Raw genomic sequence first — 20,055 nt, forward strand, 5'->3', positions numbered from 1 at the left:
GCCGGGGCTCCTCAGTTGGCGCCAGGCGCGGCGGGTTCAAGAGCGGGCTGGTCGCTGATACGAATGGCGGCCCCAGGCGTCAGCTTGAGTTGGCCTGCGGTAACCACCCGGTCGCCGGCCTGCAAGCCCTTGGTTACCACCACCCAGCCATCGCGGCGCTCGCCGGTTTGCACGGTGCGCTGCTCGGCAACCAGTTGCCCCTGGCCGTCGGCGCTGGTGTCTGGCTTGCCGTCCTTGTCCTTTTTAGCGCCGATCACATAGACCGAATTGCCATACAGGGTGTAGGTAATGGCGTTTTCCGGTACCACCACTTGCGGGTGTGGGTCGGGCAGCAGCACCTGCAGGCTTGCGAACATACCGGGCAGTAGCTTGCCATCGGGATTGGCCAGGGTGGCGCGCAGCAGCAGGTTACGCGTGCTTTCCTCGACCTTGGGGTTGATCGCGCTGAGGCTGGCCGGGAAGGTCTGGCCGGGGTAGGCGGCCACCTGCACCTGTATCTGTTGGCCCAGGCTCAGTTGCGGCAGGGCTTGCTCGGGCACGTTGAAGTCGACGTACAGGCTCGACAGGTCCTGCAGGGTGGCGATCACCGTGCCGCTGGCAAGGTAGGCGCCGACGTCGACCTGGCGGATGCCGATGGTGCCGCTGAACGGCGCGCTGATGCTCTTTTTCTTCAGCGACGCCTTGAGCTGGTCGACCACGGCCTGGTTACGCCGGTACTGGGAGCTGAGGCGGTCGAACTCGCCGCGGGAGATGGCCGAGTCTCCGACCAGTTGGCTGCCGCGCCCGTAGTCGACTTTGGCCAGCCCCAGGTCGGCCTGGGCGGTGCCCAGCAGCGCGGTTTCCTGTTCGTTGTCCAGTTGCAACAGCAACTGGCCAGCCTTGACCTGCTGGCCGGACTCGAAATGCAGTGACTTGACCGTGCCTGCCACTTCCAGGCTCAGTTCCACGCCCTGATAGGCCTTCAGGCTACCCACCGCCGGCAGGCGCTGCTGCCACTGGCGCAACTGCGCCTCGCCCGCAGCCACGCTCACCGGCGGCTTGGGCTGGGAGAACTGCTGAATCTGCTGGTAGATGGAGAAGCCCTTGATGGCCCCCAGAATCAACACGATCAGCACGACGATGGCCAACATGATCAGCATGCGCCGGCGCAGCATGGTCCGGTTCCTTGGCGATGGAATTGCTATGAGCGAGGCACGAACACGGGGCGTCCTGCCCACGGGTGATGGGGCAAGTATTGTCCAGATTCAGGAAAAGGGGAGGGCGTTGCTGGCGTTCGCGAAATAACGCCGGCCAGGCCACGCGGTCGGTGTAGGAGCGGCCTTGTGCCGCGAAAGGGCCGCAGAGCGGCCCCAGCGGTTGCGGTGTTGCCATCAAGCCAGATGCAGATGGTTATCCCAGAACCCCGAAGGCAGGTTCAGCGGTTGCCCGACCAGCTCAGGCTTGCGGCAATCATAGTAGCGGCAGCGCCCTTGCCCGGAGGTAACGACAAAACCATCTTTCACCGCCCCCACCCCGGCGCAGTCGGGCATCGGTGCATCAAGCTTCACCGCGCCGCTGTCCAGGTCCCAGATAAACAGCCGGTTGGCCCGTGGCGCAGTCAGCGCCACCAGACGCAGGTCGCTGTGGATGGCGACGCTGGCGGTGTACTGGGCCATCGCCTGCAACTGCCGCTCGGGCACCGGGAAGGCTTTGAACGGCTCGCCCGGGCGCTTGATCGCCAGCAACTCGGCCGTTTCGTGCGCACCGCCCATGAACTGCTGGCAGGCGGCGATGGTGCCATCGGTGCCCACCGCAAGGTGGCGCACGCTGTTCATCTGCTGGGCCAGCGTCTCTTTGCTCAACAACGTGCCATCACGCTGCATCAGCACCAGGCTCGGCTGCATGGCGTCGAGGTTCATTTCCACCCGGCTCTCGGCCTCGGTGCGAATGCCGCCGTTGGCCACTACCAGGGTTTCGCCGTCGGGCAGCCAGGCCAGTTCATGCGGGCCTATGCCATGGGTCGACAGCTCGCCGCTGTGCACCAGGCGCTCACCCTCGAAGCGGTACACCCCCAGCACGCCACGCCCGGGGTCGGTGGTGTCGTTCTCGGTGGTGTACAGCCATTCGCCGCCCTTGTGGATAACTGCATGGCCGTAGAAGTGACGCTGCGGTTGCGCGGTGAGAGTCTGCAGCAGGCGGCCGTCGCGCAGGTCCAGCAGGTAGCTCTCTGTGCCAGGCCTGCGGGCCACGAACAACGCGATGGGCAGCGTGGGGTGGTTGATGATCGCGTGGCAACGCTGGCCGACCTCGGTGCTGAACACCTGGCTGCCGTCCAGGCGAAACCCGACGGCGTAGTGCTTGCCGTCGGCATCGTCCCGCGCCGAGAGCAGCAGGGGCTCGCTGCCTTTGTTGCGCAGCAGGCTCCAGCCCCCCAGGGTCAGGGCACTGAGCACAACGCTACCGAGTTTGATCGCCTGGCGTCGCAGCATCATCAGTCACCGTCGTTGGCGTTGAAGCCCAGCTGGATATTCAGCGCCTTGGCCAGTTCACCTTCATGCAGGCGATGAACGACGTTGAGGCTGTCGTAGATCTGCGTGAGTTTCTGCTGGCCGGCGTCATCGGCCAACAGCTCGCCGAGGGTCTGCTGGTTGGCATCGAGCAGTTTGAAGGCCGCAGCGTAGGCGTCGTCGATCTTCTGCGCCAGTGGCGCCTGGTCTTTGCCCAGCAGGCCGCGCAGGCCCTGGTTGTCGACTCCGACCCAAACGGCCTGGGCGGCTTTGAGCGAAGCTTCCAGGCTTTTGAGCGACGAGTGGCTACGCCAGGCTTCGGCTTGCAGCGGCTGTGGGATGCCCTTGCTCAGGCGGCCCATGGGGGCACCGAGCTTTTTCTTCAGGGTGTCCAGCGCAGTCACCTGGGCACGCAGCAGGTCGGCGATGGCCTCGTGGGAGTCGGCATAGCGCTGGTTGGGGAACTTGGTCATCTGCGAGAGCATGCCGTCGGTGCTGTTCCAGCCTTTGAGAATCTCTTCGGCCAGGGCTTGCTGGTGCTCGGCGATGGCCACCAGCAGCGGGCAGTAGCGGGCCTTTTGCTCGGCGCTGGCGACGTCGGGCTTGCTGTCGAACAGGATGTACTCGTAGGCCGACAGGCCGCGCACTACCACGCTGGCTTTACCCAGCGATTCCTTGTCGACCGGCTTGTCGCCGTTGACCAGTTGCTCGACCTGGCGGCCCACCAGGTTTTTCTTGTCGGGCCAGAACTGCACCTGCCAGGCGCGGTTGCCTTCGGCCAGCGGGCCCACCAGCAGCGGCTGCAGCTCGGCCCAGGCTTTCTGTGCGTTGAGGAAGTCGGCGCGGGCGTTGTCCAGCGAGGTCTTGCCTTCGCAATAGGCCAGGGCGCTGGCGGCCAGGGCGCGGTCGGCTTCGACCCAGCGGCTGTAGGTCGGCAGGATCACCTGCTTGGCGATGGCCGAGGAGGTGACGGCCTGCGGGTCCTGCGGCGAGCAGGCGCCCAGGGCGATGGCGGCGAGGCTGGTGAACAACAGCTTGGGTCGGAACATGCCCGGCTCCTTGTGCGTTTTAAAGTGAATTCAGAAACGCCAGCAGCGCGGCGCGCTGCTCGGCATTGAACGTCAGAACCTGGTCGCGCGCCGCCTGGGCTTCGCCGCCGTGCCAGAGCACGGCTTCGAGCAGGTTGCGGGCGCGCCCGTCATGCAGAAAACGGCTGTGCCCGCTTACGGTTTCGGACAGGCCCACACCCCACAGCGGGGCGGTGCGCCAGTCCTGGCCATTGGCGGCAAATTCGGTGCGCTCATCGCTAAGGCCCGGGCCCATGTCGTGCAGCAGCAGGTCACTGTACGGGCGGATCACCTGGCCGGCCAGTTCTGGCTCATGGGCGTCGGCAGCGGTGGTGAACTGCGGGGTGTGGCAGCCTTGGCAACCGGCCTCGAAGAACAGGTTCTTGCCAGCCAGCACTTGCGGCGCGTCGACGTTGCGCCGGGCCGGAACACCCAGGTTGCGGGTATAGAAGGTGACCAAGCGCAGGATGTTGTCGCTGACTTCCTTCTCGCCATCCTGCCCGTCGCCGTTGGGCGCTGCCAGGCAGTCAGTCTGCGCCGGGGTACAGTCGTCCTTGGGTTGCAGCGTGCTGGTCAGGCCCATGTCGCCGGCGAAGGCGTGCACGTTCTGCTGGTTGACGTTGGGTTGCCCGGCCTTCCAGCCGAAACGCCCGACCACGGTCTTGCCTTGGGCGTCATCCCACACCCGGTTGGCGCGGCCACGGATGCCATCGTGGTTGCGGTCGTCCGGGTCTTCGTTGGCCAGCAGGTCTGCTTCGGGGATGGCTTCCAGCAGGCCAAGGCCGATCATCGGTGGCGCTACCCGGGCCGAAAAGCGCGTGTCGGGGTGCATCGGGCCATAGCCGAGCTGGGTGATCTGCAGGGTCGGGCGTTGCAGTTCGACCTTATGGCCATCCTTGAAGGTGACAGTAAGGCTGTCGTAGTTCACCCGCACCTTCCCTTCAGGGGCCACGCCTGGGATGGCCATGTCCTGCAACTGCGTGCCGTAGACCGGCTCGGGGACCACGCCGATGCGTTCGATTTCGCGGGCGAGGTAGGGCTGGTCGGGGATCGACAGGCGCACCAGCATGGATACCGCGTTGCTGTCGTCAGGCGCTGGCGGGTGGCCACGGCCATCGCGCACGTGGCAGTTCTGGCAGGCGTTGGTATTGAACAGCGGCCCCAGGCCATCGCGGGCGGTGGTGGTGCTCGGGGCGATCACCCAAGGGCTGCGAAAGAAGCTGTTGCCCACGGAAAAATCCAGGCGCCGTTCTGGCGACAGGTTGGCAGAAGGCAATGAATAGGCATTGCGATCACTGCGCTGCACCGTTGCCTGGCCACCGGAAAGGGCTTCACCGGGCTCGGCCTGGGTGAAACGCGGCGCGTCGTCACAGGCGGCGAGGGCGAGTGCCAGTAGCAGGGGGCTTAGGCGGAGCAAGGACATCGGTGATCCTGGGCGAGGGCGAAAAACCGGCGTGCAAGCTTAGCAAAGTGGGGGGCATTGAATAAGAGCAATTTGCAATTGCTGGATGAAATCGCTAGCGATTGGCCCACTGCGTAGGCGCGGCACAAGGCCGCTCCTACATGGCATCCGCATGGCCGCTGAGCGCAAAAAAGGCGGTCCGAAGGCCGCCTCTGTGGTTAAACCACCACCGCGTGGATCAGAACTCGTGATCAGCGGTGTCCGGGTTCAGGTTGGAGATGCCCAGCTTGCCTGCGGCCTGTTCGATGGCACCGGTCTGCTTGACCAGCGAAGCGATGGCGTCGCGCACGATCTGGTTGCCAGCAGTGTTGTCGGCGGCGATCAGTTGGTCGTAGTGCTCGCCTTTGAGGGCGTGGTCGACCATGACCTGGATCTTCGCCTCGGTGGCTTCAAGGTCAGCCTTCAGCGTGGCGTCTGCCGCAGGGTCGGCCTTGGCCACCAGCGACGACAGGCTCGGGCCGGTCAGCTTGCTGCCGTCGACACGGGTGTATTCGCCCAGGTAGACGTTGCGGATACCCTTGGCGTCATAGAAGTGCGAGTAGTGGGTGTTGTCGCTGAAGCAGTCCTGCTCGTCTTCCGGCGAGTTGGCTTCCAGCGAGACCTTCATGCGCTCGCCGGCCAGTTCGCCCAGCGACAGGCTGCCCATGCCGAACAGCATCTTGCGCAGGCCGTCGTTGACAGGCTCCGCTTCCAAGGTGGCGCGGTAGTTGTCGGCGACGTTCGGTGCCCAGTTGCCGACCATCTCTTCGAGGTCTTTGACCAGCAGCTCGGTGACCGCCTTCAGGTAGGCGCGGCGGCGTTCGTTGTGCCCGCCAGTTGCGCCTTTGCCTTCGAGGTAGTCAGACACCGGGCGTGCGCCAGCGCCAGGGCCGGTGCCGTTGAGGTCCTGGCCCCAGAGCAGGAATTCGATGGCGTGGTAGCCGGTCGCAACGTTGGCTTCCGAACCGCCCAGCTCGTTCAGGCTTGCCAGTTTTTCAGGGGTGATGTCCTTGACGTCGACCTTCTCTTCGCCCACCTGGATCTGGGTGTTGGCGATGATGTTGGCGCTGGCCGCCGGGTTGCCCAGGGCGTGCTCGTAGCTCTTGTCGACGTAGTCGATCAGGCCTTCGTCCAGGGGCCAGGCGTTAACCTGGCCTTCCCAGTCGTCGATGATGGTGTTGCCAAAGCGGAACGCTTCGCTTTGCAGGTACGGTACGCGGGCAGCGACCCAAGCCTCTTTGGCGGCTTTCAGGGTTTCTTCGCTCGGCTTGGCGAGGAAGGCGTCTACTGCGTTTTGCAGGGCCTTGGCAGTGCTCAGCGAGTCGCTGTAAACGGCGTAGACCATCTCGGTGTAATGCTTGACCACGGCCTTGCCAGCGGCTTCATCGACCGCGCCAGGGGCTGCAGCGGTGGTGCTGGCAGCAGCAGGGGCCTGGGCTTGCGGGGCAGCAGCCTTGTCGTCCTTCTCGCCGCAACCGGCGAGGGCGATGGCGATGGCCAGCAGACTGGCGGAGGCCAGAGGCATACGAATCATTGTGGGTTTCCTGCGTCGTGTGGTTGGACCAGAGGGTTGGGCCGTGCGCCTTGGCACGCGAAACTACAACATCATGCGAAAGATTTGCATTTGCTGTAAAGGGGCGCTGGCGCATTTCACGCAAACGCCCGTTTACACCAAGGGCAATAAAGACGGGGGGTTACAGGACCGAAACCTGGTTGCGTTGCGCCTGGCGCAGGAACGCAGTCAGCTCGCGCGCCGGCAGCGGCTTGCTGTAGTGGTAGCCCTGACCCTCATGGCAGCCCTGGGCAATGATGTAGGTTTCCTGCTCGCTGGTTTCGACGCCCTCGGCGATCACCTGCATGCCCAGGCTCTTGCCCAACTGGATGATGGCGCGAACGATGGTGGCGTCGTCATCGTCGTCGAGCAGGTCCTGGACGAAGCTCTTGTCGATCTTGATCTTGTCCAGCGGCAGCGATTTCAGATAACTCAGCGACGAGTAGCCGGTGCCGAAGTCGTCGATGGCGATCATCGCCCCGGAGCGGCGCAGGCTCAGCAGGTGCTGTGCTGCGGTGCTGATGTCTTCCATCAGGCCGGTTTCGGTGACTTCCAGCTCCAGGCTGCGCGGCGGCAGGCGATAAGCCTGCAACAGGTTGTTGACCACCCGTGGCAGCTCGCTGTGGTGCAGTTGCACCGTGGACAGGTTGACTGCCATGCGTAGCTCTGTGAAACCCAGGTCGTGCCATTCGCGCAGTTGCTTGCAGGCTTGGTCGAGGACCCATTCGCCAATGCTGATGATGCTGCCGTTCTGCTCGGCCAGCGGGATGAACTGGTCCGGCGGCACCAGGCCAAGCTGCGGGTGCTGCCAGCGCAGCAGGGCCTCGACGCCGACCACGCGGTGGTCGCGGTAGCTGATCTGTGGCTGGTACACCAGGTACAACTGGTTGCGCGGCAAGGCTTCGCGCAGGTCTTTTTCAAGCTCGCGGCGCCGGCGCATTTCGCTGTCGACGCTGGCGATATAGAACTGGTAGCGGTTGCGCGAGCGGGCCTTGGCCAAGGTCATGGTCTGCTCGGCTTTTTGCAGCAGTTTTTCGGTGCTGTCGCCGTCTTCGGGGAACAGCGTGATACCGATGGTGGCGCGCAGGCGAATTTGCTGGTGGTCGAGGTCGAACGGCGCTTCGAGGTCGTCAAGAATGCTTTGCGCCAGCTCTGCGGCCTCGTAGGGCTGCTCGATATTGGCCTGCACCAGGGCGAATTGGTCGCCGCCCAGCCGGGCCAGGGCGCCGAGGCGGCCGCTGTGGGCGCGCAGGCGGTCGGCGAGGGCCAGCAACAGTTGGTCGCCCACCTGGTAGCTGAATTGTTCGTTGATGCCTTTGAAGTCGTCCAGCCCGACGCACAGCACCGCCACCCGGTGTTGCAGGCGGCCGCCGTCGGTGAGGATCTTGTCCAGTTGCTGCTGCAGTTGCTGGCGGTTGGGCAGGCCAGTGAGGAAGTCGTACTGGGCCATGCGTTGCAGGCTGTTTTCGGCTTCGTGGCGCAAATGGGTGTTGCGCTCGATCGAGGCCAGCAACTGGTTGGCGGTGTTTACCCACAGGCCCAGTTCGTTGCGTTCGTGGCCTTTGAGCAACGGGATCTGGTGCTGGCTGGGGTGATCCGGGTTGATGTTGGTCAGGTGCTCGATGATCTTTGACAGCGGCTTGGTCAGCAGCCAGTGGTACACCAGGTACAGCACCAGGCCCATGGCCAGGGCGCGCAGCACGCCAGAGACGAAAATGATCACGGCGTTGATCAAGAAGCCCTCGCCATAGGCGCTGGTGTCCAGGGTGATGCTGAGGTCGCCGTAATACTCGCTATAAGGGCCGCGGCCGACCAGTTGGGTGGTGTAGGTGCGTTCCTGGCCCAGAATCGGGTCGGTGAGCCAGCGCATGGACATGTCACGCAGCGGGCGGGATTTTTCGGCCAGCATGGTTTCGTTGGGGTGGCCAATGGAGGCCATGCGCACCGACTCATCCTGGAACAAGCCTTCCATGACCTGCATGCCCATTTCGCGGTCGAGGCTGTACACCGCCTGGGTAGACGGGTCGCGGAACATGTCGAGGATACGCTGCGCGTCGCTGTTGATTGCCTGGCGGGTCTTGTAGACGTCATAGACGATCTGCGCGCAGCTAAGCACCACGCCGACTGCCAATGCCGAGAGCAACACCACCCTGAGCAACTTCACCGACAAGCTGTTGCGAAATTCCAGCTTCAAAGGGGATTCCTTAATCCATGCGCATGCCATTATTTTGCCATTAACTGTGGCATCAGGGTATCGACCGATTGCGCTTGCGGGCAACTCGCCCGTCGGCGGTGTTGCCCTTGGCTCTGTATCGGTTGAGTGGCCGTGCGACTTGAGTGCGCTGCGTCAGCTTTCCAGAAAATTGATGTTAGCGCGCTCTGCGCGCTGAGCAAGCCTTTGAAGGTGGATAAAGGGCGAAAAAAAACCCGGCCGAAGCCGGGTTTTTGCATGGCGCGCTGTGCGTCAGGCTTTGAAGGTCTTGCCTTCGAACTGCTCGGCGACGAACGCCCAGTTGACCAGGTTCCAGAACGCCTCGACATACTTCGGACGGACGTTGCGGTAGTCGATGTAGTAGGCGTGTTCCCAGACGTCGCAGGTCAGCAGCGGGGTATCGCCGCTGGTCAGCGGGCAGCCAGCGCCGATGGTGCTGGCCAGAGCCAGGGAACCGTCAGCTTTCTTGACCAGCCAGCCCCAGCCGGAACCGAAGGTGCCAACCGAAGTCTTGGTGAACTCTTCCTTGAACTTGTCGAAGGAACCGAAGGCGGCGTTGATGGCCTCAGCCAGGGCGCCAGTGGGTTGGCCGCCAGCGTTCGGGGCCAGGCAGTTCCAGTAGAACGAGTGGTTCCAGACCTGGGCTGCGTTGTTGAAGATGCCACCCGAAGAAGTCTTGACGATTTCTTCCAGGGTCTTGCCTTCGAATTCGGTGCCCGGGACCAGGTTGTTCAGGTTCACGACGTAGGTGTTGTGGTGCTTGTCGTGGTGGAACTCCAGGGTTTCCTTGGAGATGTGCGGCTGCAGGGCATCGTGGGCGTACGGCAGCGGCGGCAATTCAAAAGCCATGGTGTCTCTCCTGATTCAGGTCTGTTTGCGGGTTGCGCCAGGCCTCACGGGTGGCCTGTATGAACGTCGGCGAGTTTGTACTCTTTGCGACGCAAGTGCCCGATCATAGCACCGGGGTAGGCGCATAACCACGCAACAACTATAGGGATTAATGCGAGCTGCAAGCGGCTAGCTGCACGTTACACGCGCGTTCGCCGGGGCTTGCCGCTTGAAGCTTGCAGGTCACGAGAAGATCAGTTGCGCTGCTACCGCGAACATCATCACCGCCACCATCAAATCCAACAGCCGCCAGGTGGTGGGACGCGCCAGCCACGGCGCGAGCCAGGCAGCGCCCAGGGCGAGGGTCGAGAACCACACCAGCGAGGCGCTGGCGGCGCCCGCCACATAGGCCCCCGGCATGCTCTGCTGGGCACCGAGCGAGCCGATCAGCAGCACGGTGTCCAGGTAGACGTGGGGGTTGAGCAGGGTGACCGCCAACGCGCTCAACAACACCGCCCTGCGCGAGCGCACACCCTGGCCTTGCTGGTGCTGCAGGCTCTGTTTCGAGCAGGCGCTGCGCAGCGCCTTGGCGCCGTACCAGATCAGGAACACCGCGCCGCCCCAGCGGGCAACGGCCAGCAAGGTCGGGTTGTGCGCCAGCACGGTGGCCAGGCCGAACACCCCGGCCGCTACCAGAATGGCGTCGCAGATGATGCACAGCGCAGCCACCGGCAAATGATGTTCACGGCGCAAGGCCTGCGCCAGCACGAAGGCGTTCTGCGCGCCAATGGCCATGATCAGGCCGAAGGCCACCAGCATGCCGTTCAAATAGCTTTGCCACATGGCGAAATACTCCACAAAAGATGCTGGCCATTGTGGCGAGGCGGGCTGTATAAGAAAAACAAATAGAGCTGATCCGGTATTAGAGAAATTAATGTTTGACTACAAGTTGCTCGCCGCCCTGGCTGCGGTGATCGAACAAGGCGGCTTCGAGCGTGCCGCCCAGGTGCTCGGGCTTTCGCAGTCGGCGATCTCCCAACGCATCAAACTGCTCGAAGCCCGGGTCGGCCAGCCGGTGCTGGTACGCGCCACCCCGCCCAGCCCGACCGACGTCGGCCGGCAGTTGCTCAACCACGTCCAGCAGGTGCGCCTGCTCGAACGCGACCTGCAGCGCCAGGTACCGGCGCTGGACGAGGAGGGCATGCCGGAACGCCTGCGCATCGCCCTCAACGCCGACAGCCTGGCCACCTGGTGGGCGGGGGCGGTGGGTGCGTTCTGCGCCGAACAGCGCCTGCTCACCGACCTTGTGGTCGAGGATCAGGACGTCGGCCTCAGGCGCATGCGCGCCGGTGAAGTGGCGGCGTGCCTGTGCGGCAGCGAGCGGCCTGTGGCAGGTGCGCGTAGCCTGGCACTGGGGGCGATGCGTTATCGCGCCTTGGCCAGCCCGGCGTTCATGGCGCGGCATTTTGCAAAGGGGTTCGACGTTGCCCGGCTGGCGCGTACCCCGGCCATCGTCTACGGCCCGGACGACTTCCTGCAGCACCGCTACCTGGCGTCGCTGGGCATCGAGGACGGTTTCCTGCATCACCTGTGCCCGTCCTCCGAAGGTTTTCTGCGCATGACCGAGGCAGGGCTGGGCTGGGGGCTGGTGCCGGAGTTGCAGGCCCGTGAGCAGTTGGCCAGTGGTCAACTGGTGGAAATCTGCCGCGATACCCCCATCGATGTGCCGTTGTACTGGCATCATTGGCGCAACGGCGGGCAATTGCTCGCGCAACTGACCGAACACCTGCGCCACGCGGCGCGCGACTGGCTGGTGCCGTTGCAGGCGTAGCCGGCGTCAGTAGCATCTGAAATCTGGCAAGGCGGAGTGGTACATGCGAATTCTGGTCACCGGCGCAAGCGGCTTCATTGGCGGGCGCTTTGCGCGTTTTGCCCTGGAGCAGGGCCTTGAGGTGCGGGTCAACGGCCGCCGCACGGAGGCTGTCGAGCACCTGGTCAAGCGTGGCGCGCAGTTCATCCCAGGCGACCTTGGCGATGCCGAGCTTGCCCGGCGCCTGTGCCAGGGCGTCGACACGGTGGTGCATTGTGCCGGTGCGGTGGGCACCTGGGGGCGCTATCAGGATTTCCATCAGGGCAACGTGGTGGTGACCGAGAACGTCGTCGAAGGCTGCATAAAGGAGCATGTGCGGCGCCTGGTGCACCTGTCATCGGCTTCGGTGTATTTCACCGGCCGCTCACACACGGATATTGCCGAGGAGCAACTGCCACGGCGCTTTCACGGCCACTACGCGCTGACCAAGCGCCTGGCCGAGCAGAAAGTCTTCGGTGCCCAGGAGTTCGGCCTTGAGGTGCTGGCGCTGCGCCCGCGGCTGGTGACCGGCGCAGGCGATGCGAGCATTTTTCCGCGGCTGTTGCAGATGCAGCAGAAGGGCCGTGTGGCGATCATCGGCAATGGCCTGAACAAGGTCGATTTCACCAGTATTCATAACCTCAACGATGCCTTGCTCAGCGCGCTGTTCGCCGATGAACAGGCGTTGGGCCAGGCCTACAACATCAGCAACGGCCACCCGTTGCCGTTGTGGGACGTGGTCAATTACGTGATGCGGCGCATGAACCTGCCCCAGGTCACGCGTTACCGCAGCTACGGGCTGGGCTACAGCCTTGCGGCGCTCAACGAGGCGGCGTGCATGCTCTGGCCTGGGCGCCCGCAACCGACCCTGAGCCGCACCGCCATGCAGGTCATGAGCCGCGATTTCACCCTTGATATCAGCCGCGCCCGGCAGCATCTGGACTATCGCCCGCGTACTGATATCTGGGCCGCGGTGGATGAATTCTGCACCTGGTGGCAGGCGCAGGCGGGCAGGCGCTGAACCACCTGCCTGGATGATGTTCATAAGTGCGCCGCTTCGGCGGTTTATACTCATGCCTCTTTGCTATCACCGTGGTTGAATGCCCATGCGTAACGACGCCCGAGACGATTTTGACGATGTGCCTGCGCTGCGTGCAGGCACCCCCGATGACGACGAGTTGCTGCCTGCCCACGTTGCGCGCAGCCGCCAGCAAGCGGCGCGCCCGCGCAGCAACGGCCCGCTGTGGGCGTTGCTGGGCGCAGCGTTCATCGCCCTGGGCGGGCTTGGCTGGTGGAGCTTTCAGCAGATTTCGCTGATGGAGCAGCAGCTGGTTGCCACCCAGGAGAGTTTTGCCCGTATCAGCGAAGACGCCGCCGGGCGCTTGCAAGCGATCAGTGGCAAGGTCGAAGCCAGTGAGTCTAGCAGCAGCACCGGCAGCGAAGCGTTGAAACTGCAGATCCGCCAGTTGCAGGCCAGCCTTGCCGAGCAGAACAAGCAGCAGCAGGGCGTTGCTGGTCAGGCCGGTGACCTGGGCAAGCGCCTGGAGCAGGTGCTGGCTGATACCCGTGCGCAGCAAAAAGCGGTGACTGAGCTGCAAAGCCAGTTGCAGGCCCAACTCAAGGCAGTGAATGCCGAGCTTGCGGCGCTCAAGTCCGGGCAGTTGGATGGCGGCAAGCTCGATGGCCAGGTAAAGAGCCTGAGCACTGAGCTGGCGGCGTTGAAGAAGAGCAACCCGACTGCGGCGATCGAAAGCCTGGAGCAGGATGTGCTGGTGCTCAAGACGCAACTGGAGAACCGCCCTGCGGCCAACGCCAGTGGCGCTTCGGTGCAGGAGTTCGATGCATTCCGTGGACAGACCACGCGCAATATCAGCACGCTGCAGAGCCAGATCCAGAACCTTCAGCAGCAGATCAACGCACGGCCTTGAGGGCTGGCTTGCTCGGAGTGCCGAAACACCGCGTTTTTGCCAGATCAGGCAACCCAACTCGGCCTGCTTGCCTGATCGCGGCATAGGTATCTACACCGTTTCGCACTCCGACACATCTTCTCGTGGCGAGCGGGCTTGCCCCGCGTTGGGCTGCGCAGCAGCCCTGAACCCCATCATCTTCAAAGCGTGCGCACAAACGCTGCGAACTGCTGTATCCCGTAGCCGCTGGCTGTTTTTCTGCAGCCATCAGGGCTGCTTCGCAGCCCAACGCGGGGCAAGCCCGCTCGCCACAAAACCCACTTGCCACGAAGGCCGAGCTTCCGGTGTTTCAGGAGGCGCAGAACCCAGGCGGCAAACCCGTGACGCCCGTGATCACAACCGCGGGTAATCGATATACCCCACAGCCCCGCGCCCATAAAACGTCTCCGGTCGGGCCTGGTTCAGCGGCGCATCAGCCTCAAGCCGCGCGGGCAAGTCCGGGTTGGCGATAAACGGCACGCCAAAGGCCACGGCATCTGCCGTGCCTGCTGCCAACGCGGCATTGGCACGGGCTTTGTCGAAGCTCTCATTGGCGATATAAACCCCGCCAAACGCCGCCTTGAGCTGCGGGCCAAGGCTGTCTTCTGCCTGTTTCTCGCGCGAGCAGATAAACGCAATGCCACGCTTGCCCAGCTCGCGCGCCACATAGGTAAAGGTCTCGGCGCGGTTCGCATCGCCCATGTCATGGGCATCGGCGCGTGGCGCCAGGTGCACGCCGACTCGCCCGGCCCCCCACACATCGATGACCGCATCGGTCACCTCCAGCAGCAGGCGTGCGCGGTTTTCCAGCGAGCCGCCGTAGCGGTCAGTGCGCTGGTTGGTGGTGCTTTGCAGGAACTGATCAAGCAGGTAGCCATTGGCGCCGTGGATCTCGACGCCATCAAAACCCGCCGCCTTGGCGTTTTCGGCACCACTGCGGTAAGCCTCGACGATATCGGCGATTTCTTCGGTTTCCAGCGCACGGGGCGTGGGGTAATCGCTCAACGGGCGCACCAGGCTGACATGGCCCTTGGGCTGGATCGCGCTAGGCGCCACCGGCAATTCGCCGCCCAGGTACGAAGGGTGGGAAATACGCCCCACATGCCACAGCTGCAGGAAGATCCGCCCGCCCGCTGCGTGTACCGCCTTGGTCACGTTGTGCCAGCCGCGCACCTGCTCGTCGTTCCAGATACCCGGCGTGTCGGGGTAACCCACACCCATCGCCGTCACCGAAGTGGCCTCGCTGAGGATCAGCCCGGCGCTGGCGCGCTGCACATAGTATTCGGCCATCAGCGCGTTGGGCACGCGGCCGTCGTCGGCACGGCAGCGGGTGAGCGGCGCCATGATGATGCGGTTGGGGAGTTCGAGGTCGCCAATCTTGATCGGGTCGAAAAGCGTGGTCATTACGGTTACCTGCCTTGTCAAAGCGCTTGGCGCAGTTGTTCGAGAAACGCCTGGATGGTGTCGTCGTTGCGTTTGAAGAAGTGCCACTGGCCGACCTTCTGGCTGCTGATCAGCCCGGCACGCTGCAAGGTCGCAAGGTGCGCCGATACGGTCGATTGCGAGAGCCCGCAGCGTTGGTCGATCTGGCCGGCGCAGACGCCGTTTTCGGTGCTGTGGTACTGGTCGGGGAACTGCGTGGCTGGGTCTTTCAGCCAACTTAGGATTTCGCGGCGCAGCGGGTGGGCCAGCGCTTTGATGATTTCGTCGAGATCGGGTGCCATGACGTGCGGCTCGTGGGGTGCGGTATATCGCGATAAGGCGAAATCTATATCGATGGTTGCCGATATACAAATACCCAGAGGTTCTGATGTCAGCTTCAATCGGTATATCGCGTTATAACGATATAGGCGATGGCGATGCTAGACTGCGCCCATGAATTACCTCGCACACCTGCACCTCGGCGGCCCGGCGCCGCAACAACTGCTCGGCAGCCTGTATGGCGATTTCGTCAAAGGCACGCTGCAGGGGCGTTTTACCCCAGAGCTTGAAGCGGCGATCCGCCTGCATCGGCATATCGACAGCTACACCGACAGCCACCCGCTGGTGCTGGCAGCGCTGGCGCGCTTCCCCAGTGAGCGGCGGCGGTTTGCCGGTATTGTGCTGGATGTGTTTTTTGACCACTGCCTTGCACGGCACTGGCACGATTACGCCGACCAGCCGCTGGCGGATTTTACTGGCCGCTTTTACCGGGTGCTGCTTGCCGAACCGCAGTTGCCAGAGCGCCTGGCGCGCATTGCGCCCTATATGGCCGCGGATGACTGGTTGGGCGCCTACGGCGATTTTGCAACGCTTGAGCAGGTGTTCCGTGGCATTGCCCGGCGGCTGTCGCGGCCTGAAGGGTTGGCCGGGGTGATGGCCGAGCTTGAGCGGTTGTACCAGCCTTTGCTGGGGGATTTTCGCGAGTTTTACCCGCAGTTGCAGGCATTTGCGGCGGCGCGTCACGCCGCCTTGGCGTGACTGCGCGGCCGCGGTGCCAGCTGCTCGGCACCGAACAGCGCCTGGTGAATGGCCTGCTGTGCCTGCAAGGCCAGCACCGCACGTTCCTTGCCGGCGCTGGTAAGCGCGGGCAGCAGTTCGATGCGCACCTGGCCACGGGGCTGGGCGAACAGCCTGAGCAGGTGCGAGACCAGGTCGTCATTGCCAATGAACGGAGCGATCGGGTCGCTCTGCCCATCGCGCAGGTAGCTGATGGCCACCGGCTGCACGCCGACGCCCTGATCGATGGCGCCTGCCAGCAAGCGGCCATGGAAAGTGCGCAGGGAGCGGCCGTCGGTGGTGGTGCCTTCAGGGAATATCAGCAGCGGGCGTTGCTCGGCTAGCTGCGCGCTGATCTGCTCGCGCAGGCGCTGCCCGTCGCCACCGCCGCGGCGGATGAACAGCGTGCCGGCTTTTTCCGCCAGCCAACCGGCCAACGGCCACTGGCGCACTTCAGCCTTGGACAGAAACGACAGCGGGGCGAGCATGCCGAGCAGCGGGATGTCGGTCCACGACACGTGGTTGCTGACCCACAGCATCGGCCGTTGCGGCAGCGCGCCGTGCACGCTCACCTCGAATGGCAGCGCCGCCACCAGCCGTTGCATGAACCAGCGGCTCCAGCGTTGGCGCCGTTCAAATGGGGTTTTAAGGCCCAGGCGCTCGCCCATGGCGATGCAACTGGCCATGCCGGTACCCAGGCTGAGTACCGCAAACAAACGCAGCAGGCGGGCGCAGGCCCGCAGGCCCGGCATCAGACCGCCGCCTTGAAGTGGCGTGCGTAGCGCGGGCAGAGCTCGTCGCGTTTGAGCAGGATGAACACGTCGGCCACCTGGAAGTCTTCGTCCCAGCACGGCTCGCCACAAATCTTCGCGCCCAGGCGCATGTAAGCCTTGAGCAGCGGCGGCATCTCGGCGATGACATTGCCGGGCAGGGCAAGGGTAGGCAGCGGTTTTTTCGGCTCTGCGCGCAGGTGCTCGTTGCACAGGTAGCGGTCGCGCAGGCGCTGCATGATCGCGTGGGCCTGGATGCCGCCGTCCTGCATCGGAATGCTGGCGCAGCCCATCAGGTAGCTGTAGCAGCCTTCGTTGAGCACCTCGGCCAACTCGCCCCACAGCACCGCGATGGTGCCGCCGTTGCGGTAGTCCGGGTGCACGCAGGTGCGGCCCAGTTCCAGGATCGGCCCTTGCAACTGGCGCAGGCCATGCAGGCTGAATTCTTCTTCGCTGTAGAAGCGGCCCAGGCTGCTGGCGGCCTGGTGGTCGAGCAGACGGGTGGTGGCGACCAGTTTGCCGCTGGCCAAGTCGCGCACCCCGATGTGGCGGCAGTGGATGTCGTAGTCATCCATGTCCAGGCCCAGTTCTGCGCCCTTGAGCCTGGCCTTGAATTCACCACTGAATACGTTGAAGCGCAGTGCTTGTGCTTCCTGCAGCGCGTCTACGCCGACCAGGCGTTCGGCTTGCAGACGGCGTTCAGGGCTGTTGTCGCCAGAGCGAGCGATCCGAGTCATTGCGAGTCTCCATGGGCCAGCCAAAGGGGTGCGGCCGGTCGGCTTCGTTGTGCAAAGTCAGCCTAGGTAGACCCGGTGTCACCCCCGTGAACCTTTGGTGATGCTTGCGTGACAGGCCCTCGGCGCAGGATCGGCAGCTTGCTGCCGTGAAACCGTGCGGGTAATGTTGGCGGCCTTGTGTCACAGGATTTCACATGTTCAAGCCGTCCCGTCTGTTACCCGCATTGCTGCTGCCGCTGTTCATGCTTGCCGGTTCGCCTGCCCAGGCCAACTGGCATCTGGACGGTGAGTCGTCGCGGCTGTCCTTTATTACTGGCAAGAACGGCGAAATTGCCGAGGTCAACCGCTTCCTTGTGCTGCATGGCAAGGTAGACCGCAAAGGCGCGGCCGAGCTCAGCATCGAGATGGACTCGGTGAGCAGCGGTATCCCGCTGCGCGATGAGCGCATGCGCGACAACCTGTTCGAAGTCGAGCGCTTTGCCGAAGGCAAGGTGCAGGCACAGATCGACCTGCGCCCGATCAACGACCTGGCCGACGGCGCTCAGCTGGAGCTGCGCCTGCCGGTGAGCGTCACCCTGCACGGCCAGACCCACAGCTATAGCACCTTGCTGCTGGCGACCCGGCTGGATGAGCGGCGCTTCCAGGTAGTGACCCTGGAACCGTTGGTGCTGCGCGCCGAAGACTTCGGCCTGCTGCCGGGGCTTGCCGAGCTGCGCAAGCTGGCCGGGCTCAAGTCGATCAACCCGTCGGTGCCGGTCAATGCGGTGCTGATCTTCAACGCCCGCTGATATGCCGGGGCCGATCTTCCCGTGGCGCGATGGCAACAGCTTCGAACTGCTGATCGACGGCCCTGAATTCTTCCCGCGCATGCTGCAGGCCATCGCCACTGCCGAGGTCCAGGTGGACCTTGAGCTGTACCTGGTCGAAGGCGGAGCTTGCGCCGAGGCGGTGGTCGAAGCGCTGGAGCAGGCGGCGCGCCGTGGCGTAAGGGTGCGCTGCCTGTTCGATGACTACGGTTCGCTGGCCTTCCCGGCACTTTTGCGCGAGCGCCTGAGCGCAGCTGGCGTGTACTTGCGCTGGTACAACCGCCTGCGCTGGCGGCGCGGTTTGCGCAACCTGTACCGCGACCATCGCAAGCTGCTGCTGGTAGACGGGCGCTGGGCGGTGGTGGGCGGCACCGGGGTTACCGACGAGTTCTGGCAACCGCAGCAGCCGGTAAGCGAATGGCACGAGGTGATGGTGCACATGCAGGGGCCGATCGTCAGCGATTGGCAGCTGTTGTTCGACCGCCAGTGGCACGCCAACCAGCGCCGCACCGCCTGGCGCCCGCCAGAGAACTTCGGCCTGCCGCGTTTGCCACGGGTCCCGGTCGAGGGCCAGGGGTTGGGCCGGGTGGCCTACGCTGATGCTCGCCAGCACAAGGACATCCTGCACGCGCTGGTACGTGCGCTGAACAGCGGCCAGCGGCGCGTCTGGCTGGCCACACCGTATTTTCTGCCGACCTTCAGCGTGCGCCGCTCGCTGCGCCGCGCCGCGCAGAAAGGCATCGATGTGCGCCTGCTGCTCACTGGCCCGCGCACCGACCACCCGGCGGTACGCTACGCCGGCCACCGTTACTACCCACGCCTGCTGCGCGCGGGGGTGCGGATCTTCGAGTACCAGCCGTGTTTCCTGCACCTGAAGATGGTGCTGGTGGATGACTGGGTGAGCGTGGGTTCGTGCAATTTCGACCACTGGAACCTGCGCTTCAACCTGGAGGCCAACGTCGAGGCGCTGGACCCTGCACTGACCGCAGCCGTTGCCGCGAGCTTTGCGCGCGATTTCGAGCAGAGCCTTGAGGTCGACCTGGCCCGCTGGAATTCCCGGCCGTTGTGGCGGCGGGTCAAGCAACGCGTGTGGGGCTGGCTGGACCGTTTGGTCGCGAACCTGCTGGACCGACGCGACTAGCGGCGTATATCGCCAATCGGCAAAGCGGACTAAGGTGCTTTGGGTTGTTCCCCTGCACTGGAAGGAGTGGATGCGATGATGGCGAAGAAGATTCTCATGCTGGTCGGTGATTACGTCGAGGATTACGAGGCGATGGTGCCGTTCCAGGCCCTGACCATGGTCGGCCATACCGTGCACAGCGTGTGCCCGGACAAAGTCGCGGGGCAGACGGTGCGCACCGCGATCCACGATTTTGAGGGCGAGCAGACCTACAGCGAGAAGCCTGGGCACAACTTTGCCCTGAACTTCGACTTCGTCCAGGTGCGCGCCGAAAGCTACGACGCGCTGCTGATTCCCGGTGGCCGAGCGCCTGAATATCTACGCTTGAACGACAAAGTGCTGGGCCTGGTGCGTGCATTCGACAAAGCCGGCAAACCGATTGCTGCGGTGTGCCACGGTGCGCAGCTGCTGGCGGCGGCGGGCGTGCTGGAGGGGCGTGAGTGCAGCGCGTACCCGGCGTGCGCGCCAGAGGTGCGTCTGGCGGGCGGCACCTTCATCGACATTGCCGTGGACCAGGCCCATGTAGACGGCAACCTGGTTACAGCCCCGGCCTGGCCGGCGCACCCGGCGTGGCTGGCGGCGTTCTTGAAGGTGCTGGGGACGCGTATCAGTTGATGGCGCAGGCGCTGAGCAAGCCTGTACTGGCCTCATCGCAGGCCCTGCTCAACTGCAACATTGCTGGTTGGACCCAATCCTGTGGGAA

The 20,055-nt window shown here is 64.1% G+C and carries 19 protein-coding genes; 7 read left to right on the forward strand and 12 right to left on the reverse strand.

The genetic code is table 11. The features are described 5' to 3' along the window. Positions 1–11: 11 nt before the first annotated feature. The 8 genes from HU719_RS17055 to HU719_RS17090 form a co-directional block, all read right to left on the reverse strand. On the reverse strand, positions 12–1,154 hold the full coding sequence (locus HU719_RS17055) for an efflux RND transporter periplasmic adaptor subunit (RefSeq protein ID WP_186519974.1): 1,143 nt from the start codon (positions 1,152–1,154) through the stop codon (positions 12–14). Positions 1,155–1,370: 216 nt separating this feature from the next. Next, entirely contained in the window at positions 1,371–2,468 is a 1,098-nt protein-coding gene (locus HU719_RS17060; RefSeq protein WP_186536315.1) for a DUF1513 domain-containing protein, read from the reverse strand. Between the two features lie 2 nt (positions 2,469–2,470). Then, positions 2,471–3,535, reverse strand: coding sequence for an imelysin family protein (locus HU719_RS17065; protein ID WP_186536294.1), 1,065 nt, complete (start codon positions 3,533–3,535; stop codon positions 2,471–2,473). Between the two features lie 19 nt (positions 3,536–3,554). Next, complete coding sequence (locus HU719_RS17070) at positions 3,555–4,976, reverse strand: di-heme oxidoreductase family protein (RefSeq protein ID WP_186536295.1); 1,422 nt, start codon at positions 4,974–4,976, stop codon at positions 3,555–3,557. Between the two features lie 217 nt (positions 4,977–5,193). Beyond that, on the reverse strand, positions 5,194–6,528 hold the full coding sequence (locus HU719_RS17075) for an imelysin family protein (RefSeq protein WP_186536296.1): 1,335 nt from the start codon (positions 6,526–6,528) through the stop codon (positions 5,194–5,196). A gap of 160 nt (positions 6,529–6,688) precedes the next feature. Next, positions 6,689–8,740: a putative bifunctional diguanylate cyclase/phosphodiesterase gene (locus HU719_RS17080; protein ID WP_186536297.1), complete on the reverse strand. Its 2,052-nt coding sequence runs from the start codon at positions 8,738–8,740 to the stop codon at positions 6,689–6,691. Between the two features lie 270 nt (positions 8,741–9,010). Continuing rightward, a complete protein-coding gene (locus HU719_RS17085; protein WP_186519979.1) occupies positions 9,011–9,607 on the reverse strand; it encodes a superoxide dismutase in 597 nt (198 codons plus the stop codon). Between the two features lie 222 nt (positions 9,608–9,829). Next, a complete protein-coding gene (locus tag HU719_RS17090; RefSeq protein ID WP_186519980.1) occupies positions 9,830–10,429 on the reverse strand; it encodes a LysE/ArgO family amino acid transporter in 600 nt (199 codons plus the stop codon). A gap of 91 nt (positions 10,430–10,520) precedes the next feature. On the opposite strand from HU719_RS17090, the gene HU719_RS17095 reads away from it, so the two are divergent. The 3 genes from HU719_RS17095 to HU719_RS17105 all read left to right on the forward strand — a co-directional run bounded on the left by HU719_RS17095 (position 10,521) and on the right by HU719_RS17105 (position 13,363). Then, a complete protein-coding gene (locus HU719_RS17095) occupies positions 10,521–11,417 on the forward strand; it encodes a LysR family transcriptional regulator ArgP (protein ID WP_186536298.1) in 897 nt (298 codons plus the stop codon). Between the two features lie 43 nt (positions 11,418–11,460). After that, entirely contained in the window at positions 11,461–12,456 is a 996-nt protein-coding gene (locus tag HU719_RS17100) for an NAD-dependent epimerase/dehydratase family protein (RefSeq protein ID WP_186536300.1), read from the forward strand. Positions 12,457–12,541: 85 nt separating this feature from the next. Continuing rightward, entirely contained in the window at positions 12,542–13,363 is an 822-nt protein-coding gene (locus tag HU719_RS17105) for an ATPase (protein ID WP_186519983.1), read from the forward strand. 372 nt (positions 13,364–13,735) lie between these two features. On the opposite strand, the gene HU719_RS17110 is transcribed toward HU719_RS17105, so the two are convergent. Next, positions 13,736–14,785, reverse strand: a complete 1,050-nt coding sequence (locus tag HU719_RS17110; protein ID WP_186536302.1) for an alkene reductase — start codon at positions 14,783–14,785, stop codon at positions 13,736–13,738. A gap of 17 nt (positions 14,786–14,802) precedes the next feature. Then, the gene (locus HU719_RS17115) at positions 14,803–15,105 is read right to left on the reverse strand and encodes an ArsR/SmtB family transcription factor (RefSeq protein ID WP_186519985.1); all 303 of its coding nucleotides are present in this window, start codon (positions 15,103–15,105) and stop codon (positions 14,803–14,805) included. Between the two features lie 151 nt (positions 15,106–15,256). Between HU719_RS17115 and HU719_RS17120 the strand changes: the two genes are divergently transcribed. Then, on the forward strand, positions 15,257–15,841 hold the full coding sequence (locus HU719_RS17120; protein WP_186519986.1) for an acyl carrier protein phosphodiesterase: 585 nt from the start codon (positions 15,257–15,259) through the stop codon (positions 15,839–15,841). Here the strand turns inward: HU719_RS17120 and HU719_RS17125 are convergent. Continuing rightward, entirely contained in the window at positions 15,823–16,611 is a 789-nt protein-coding gene (locus HU719_RS17125; RefSeq protein WP_186536304.1) for a lysophospholipid acyltransferase family protein, read from the reverse strand. The genes HU719_RS17120 and HU719_RS17125 overlap by 19 nt on opposite strands. Further along, positions 16,611–17,366, reverse strand: coding sequence for an L-ornithine N(alpha)-acyltransferase (gene olsB, locus HU719_RS17130; protein ID WP_186536305.1), 756 nt, complete (start codon positions 17,364–17,366; stop codon positions 16,611–16,613). The genes HU719_RS17125 and olsB overlap by 1 nt, the downstream gene beginning before the upstream one ends. Before the next feature lie 194 nt (positions 17,367–17,560). Here olsB and HU719_RS17135 point away from each other — a divergent pair, with 194 nt between their 5' ends. From HU719_RS17135 to HU719_RS17145, 3 genes are all read left to right on the forward strand, one after another. Continuing rightward, a complete protein-coding gene (locus tag HU719_RS17135; protein WP_186519989.1) occupies positions 17,561–18,154 on the forward strand; it encodes a YceI family protein in 594 nt (197 codons plus the stop codon). A gap of 1 nt (position 18,155) precedes the next feature. Next, positions 18,156–19,313, forward strand: a complete 1,158-nt coding sequence (locus HU719_RS17140) for a phospholipase D-like domain-containing protein (protein WP_186519990.1) — start codon at positions 18,156–18,158, stop codon at positions 19,311–19,313. A 75-nt stretch (positions 19,314–19,388) separates the two neighbouring features. After that, positions 19,389–19,967 (forward strand): DJ-1/PfpI family protein, encoded by a 579-nt coding sequence (locus HU719_RS17145; RefSeq protein ID WP_186519991.1) that lies wholly within the window; start codon positions 19,389–19,391, stop codon positions 19,965–19,967. The last annotated feature ends 88 nt before the right edge of the window (positions 19,968–20,055 follow it).

Origin of the sequence: Pseudomonas farsensis, assembly GCF_014268805.2 — a bacterium.
Classification (GTDB): domain Bacteria; phylum Pseudomonadota; class Gammaproteobacteria; order Pseudomonadales; family Pseudomonadaceae; genus Aquipseudomonas; species Aquipseudomonas farsensis.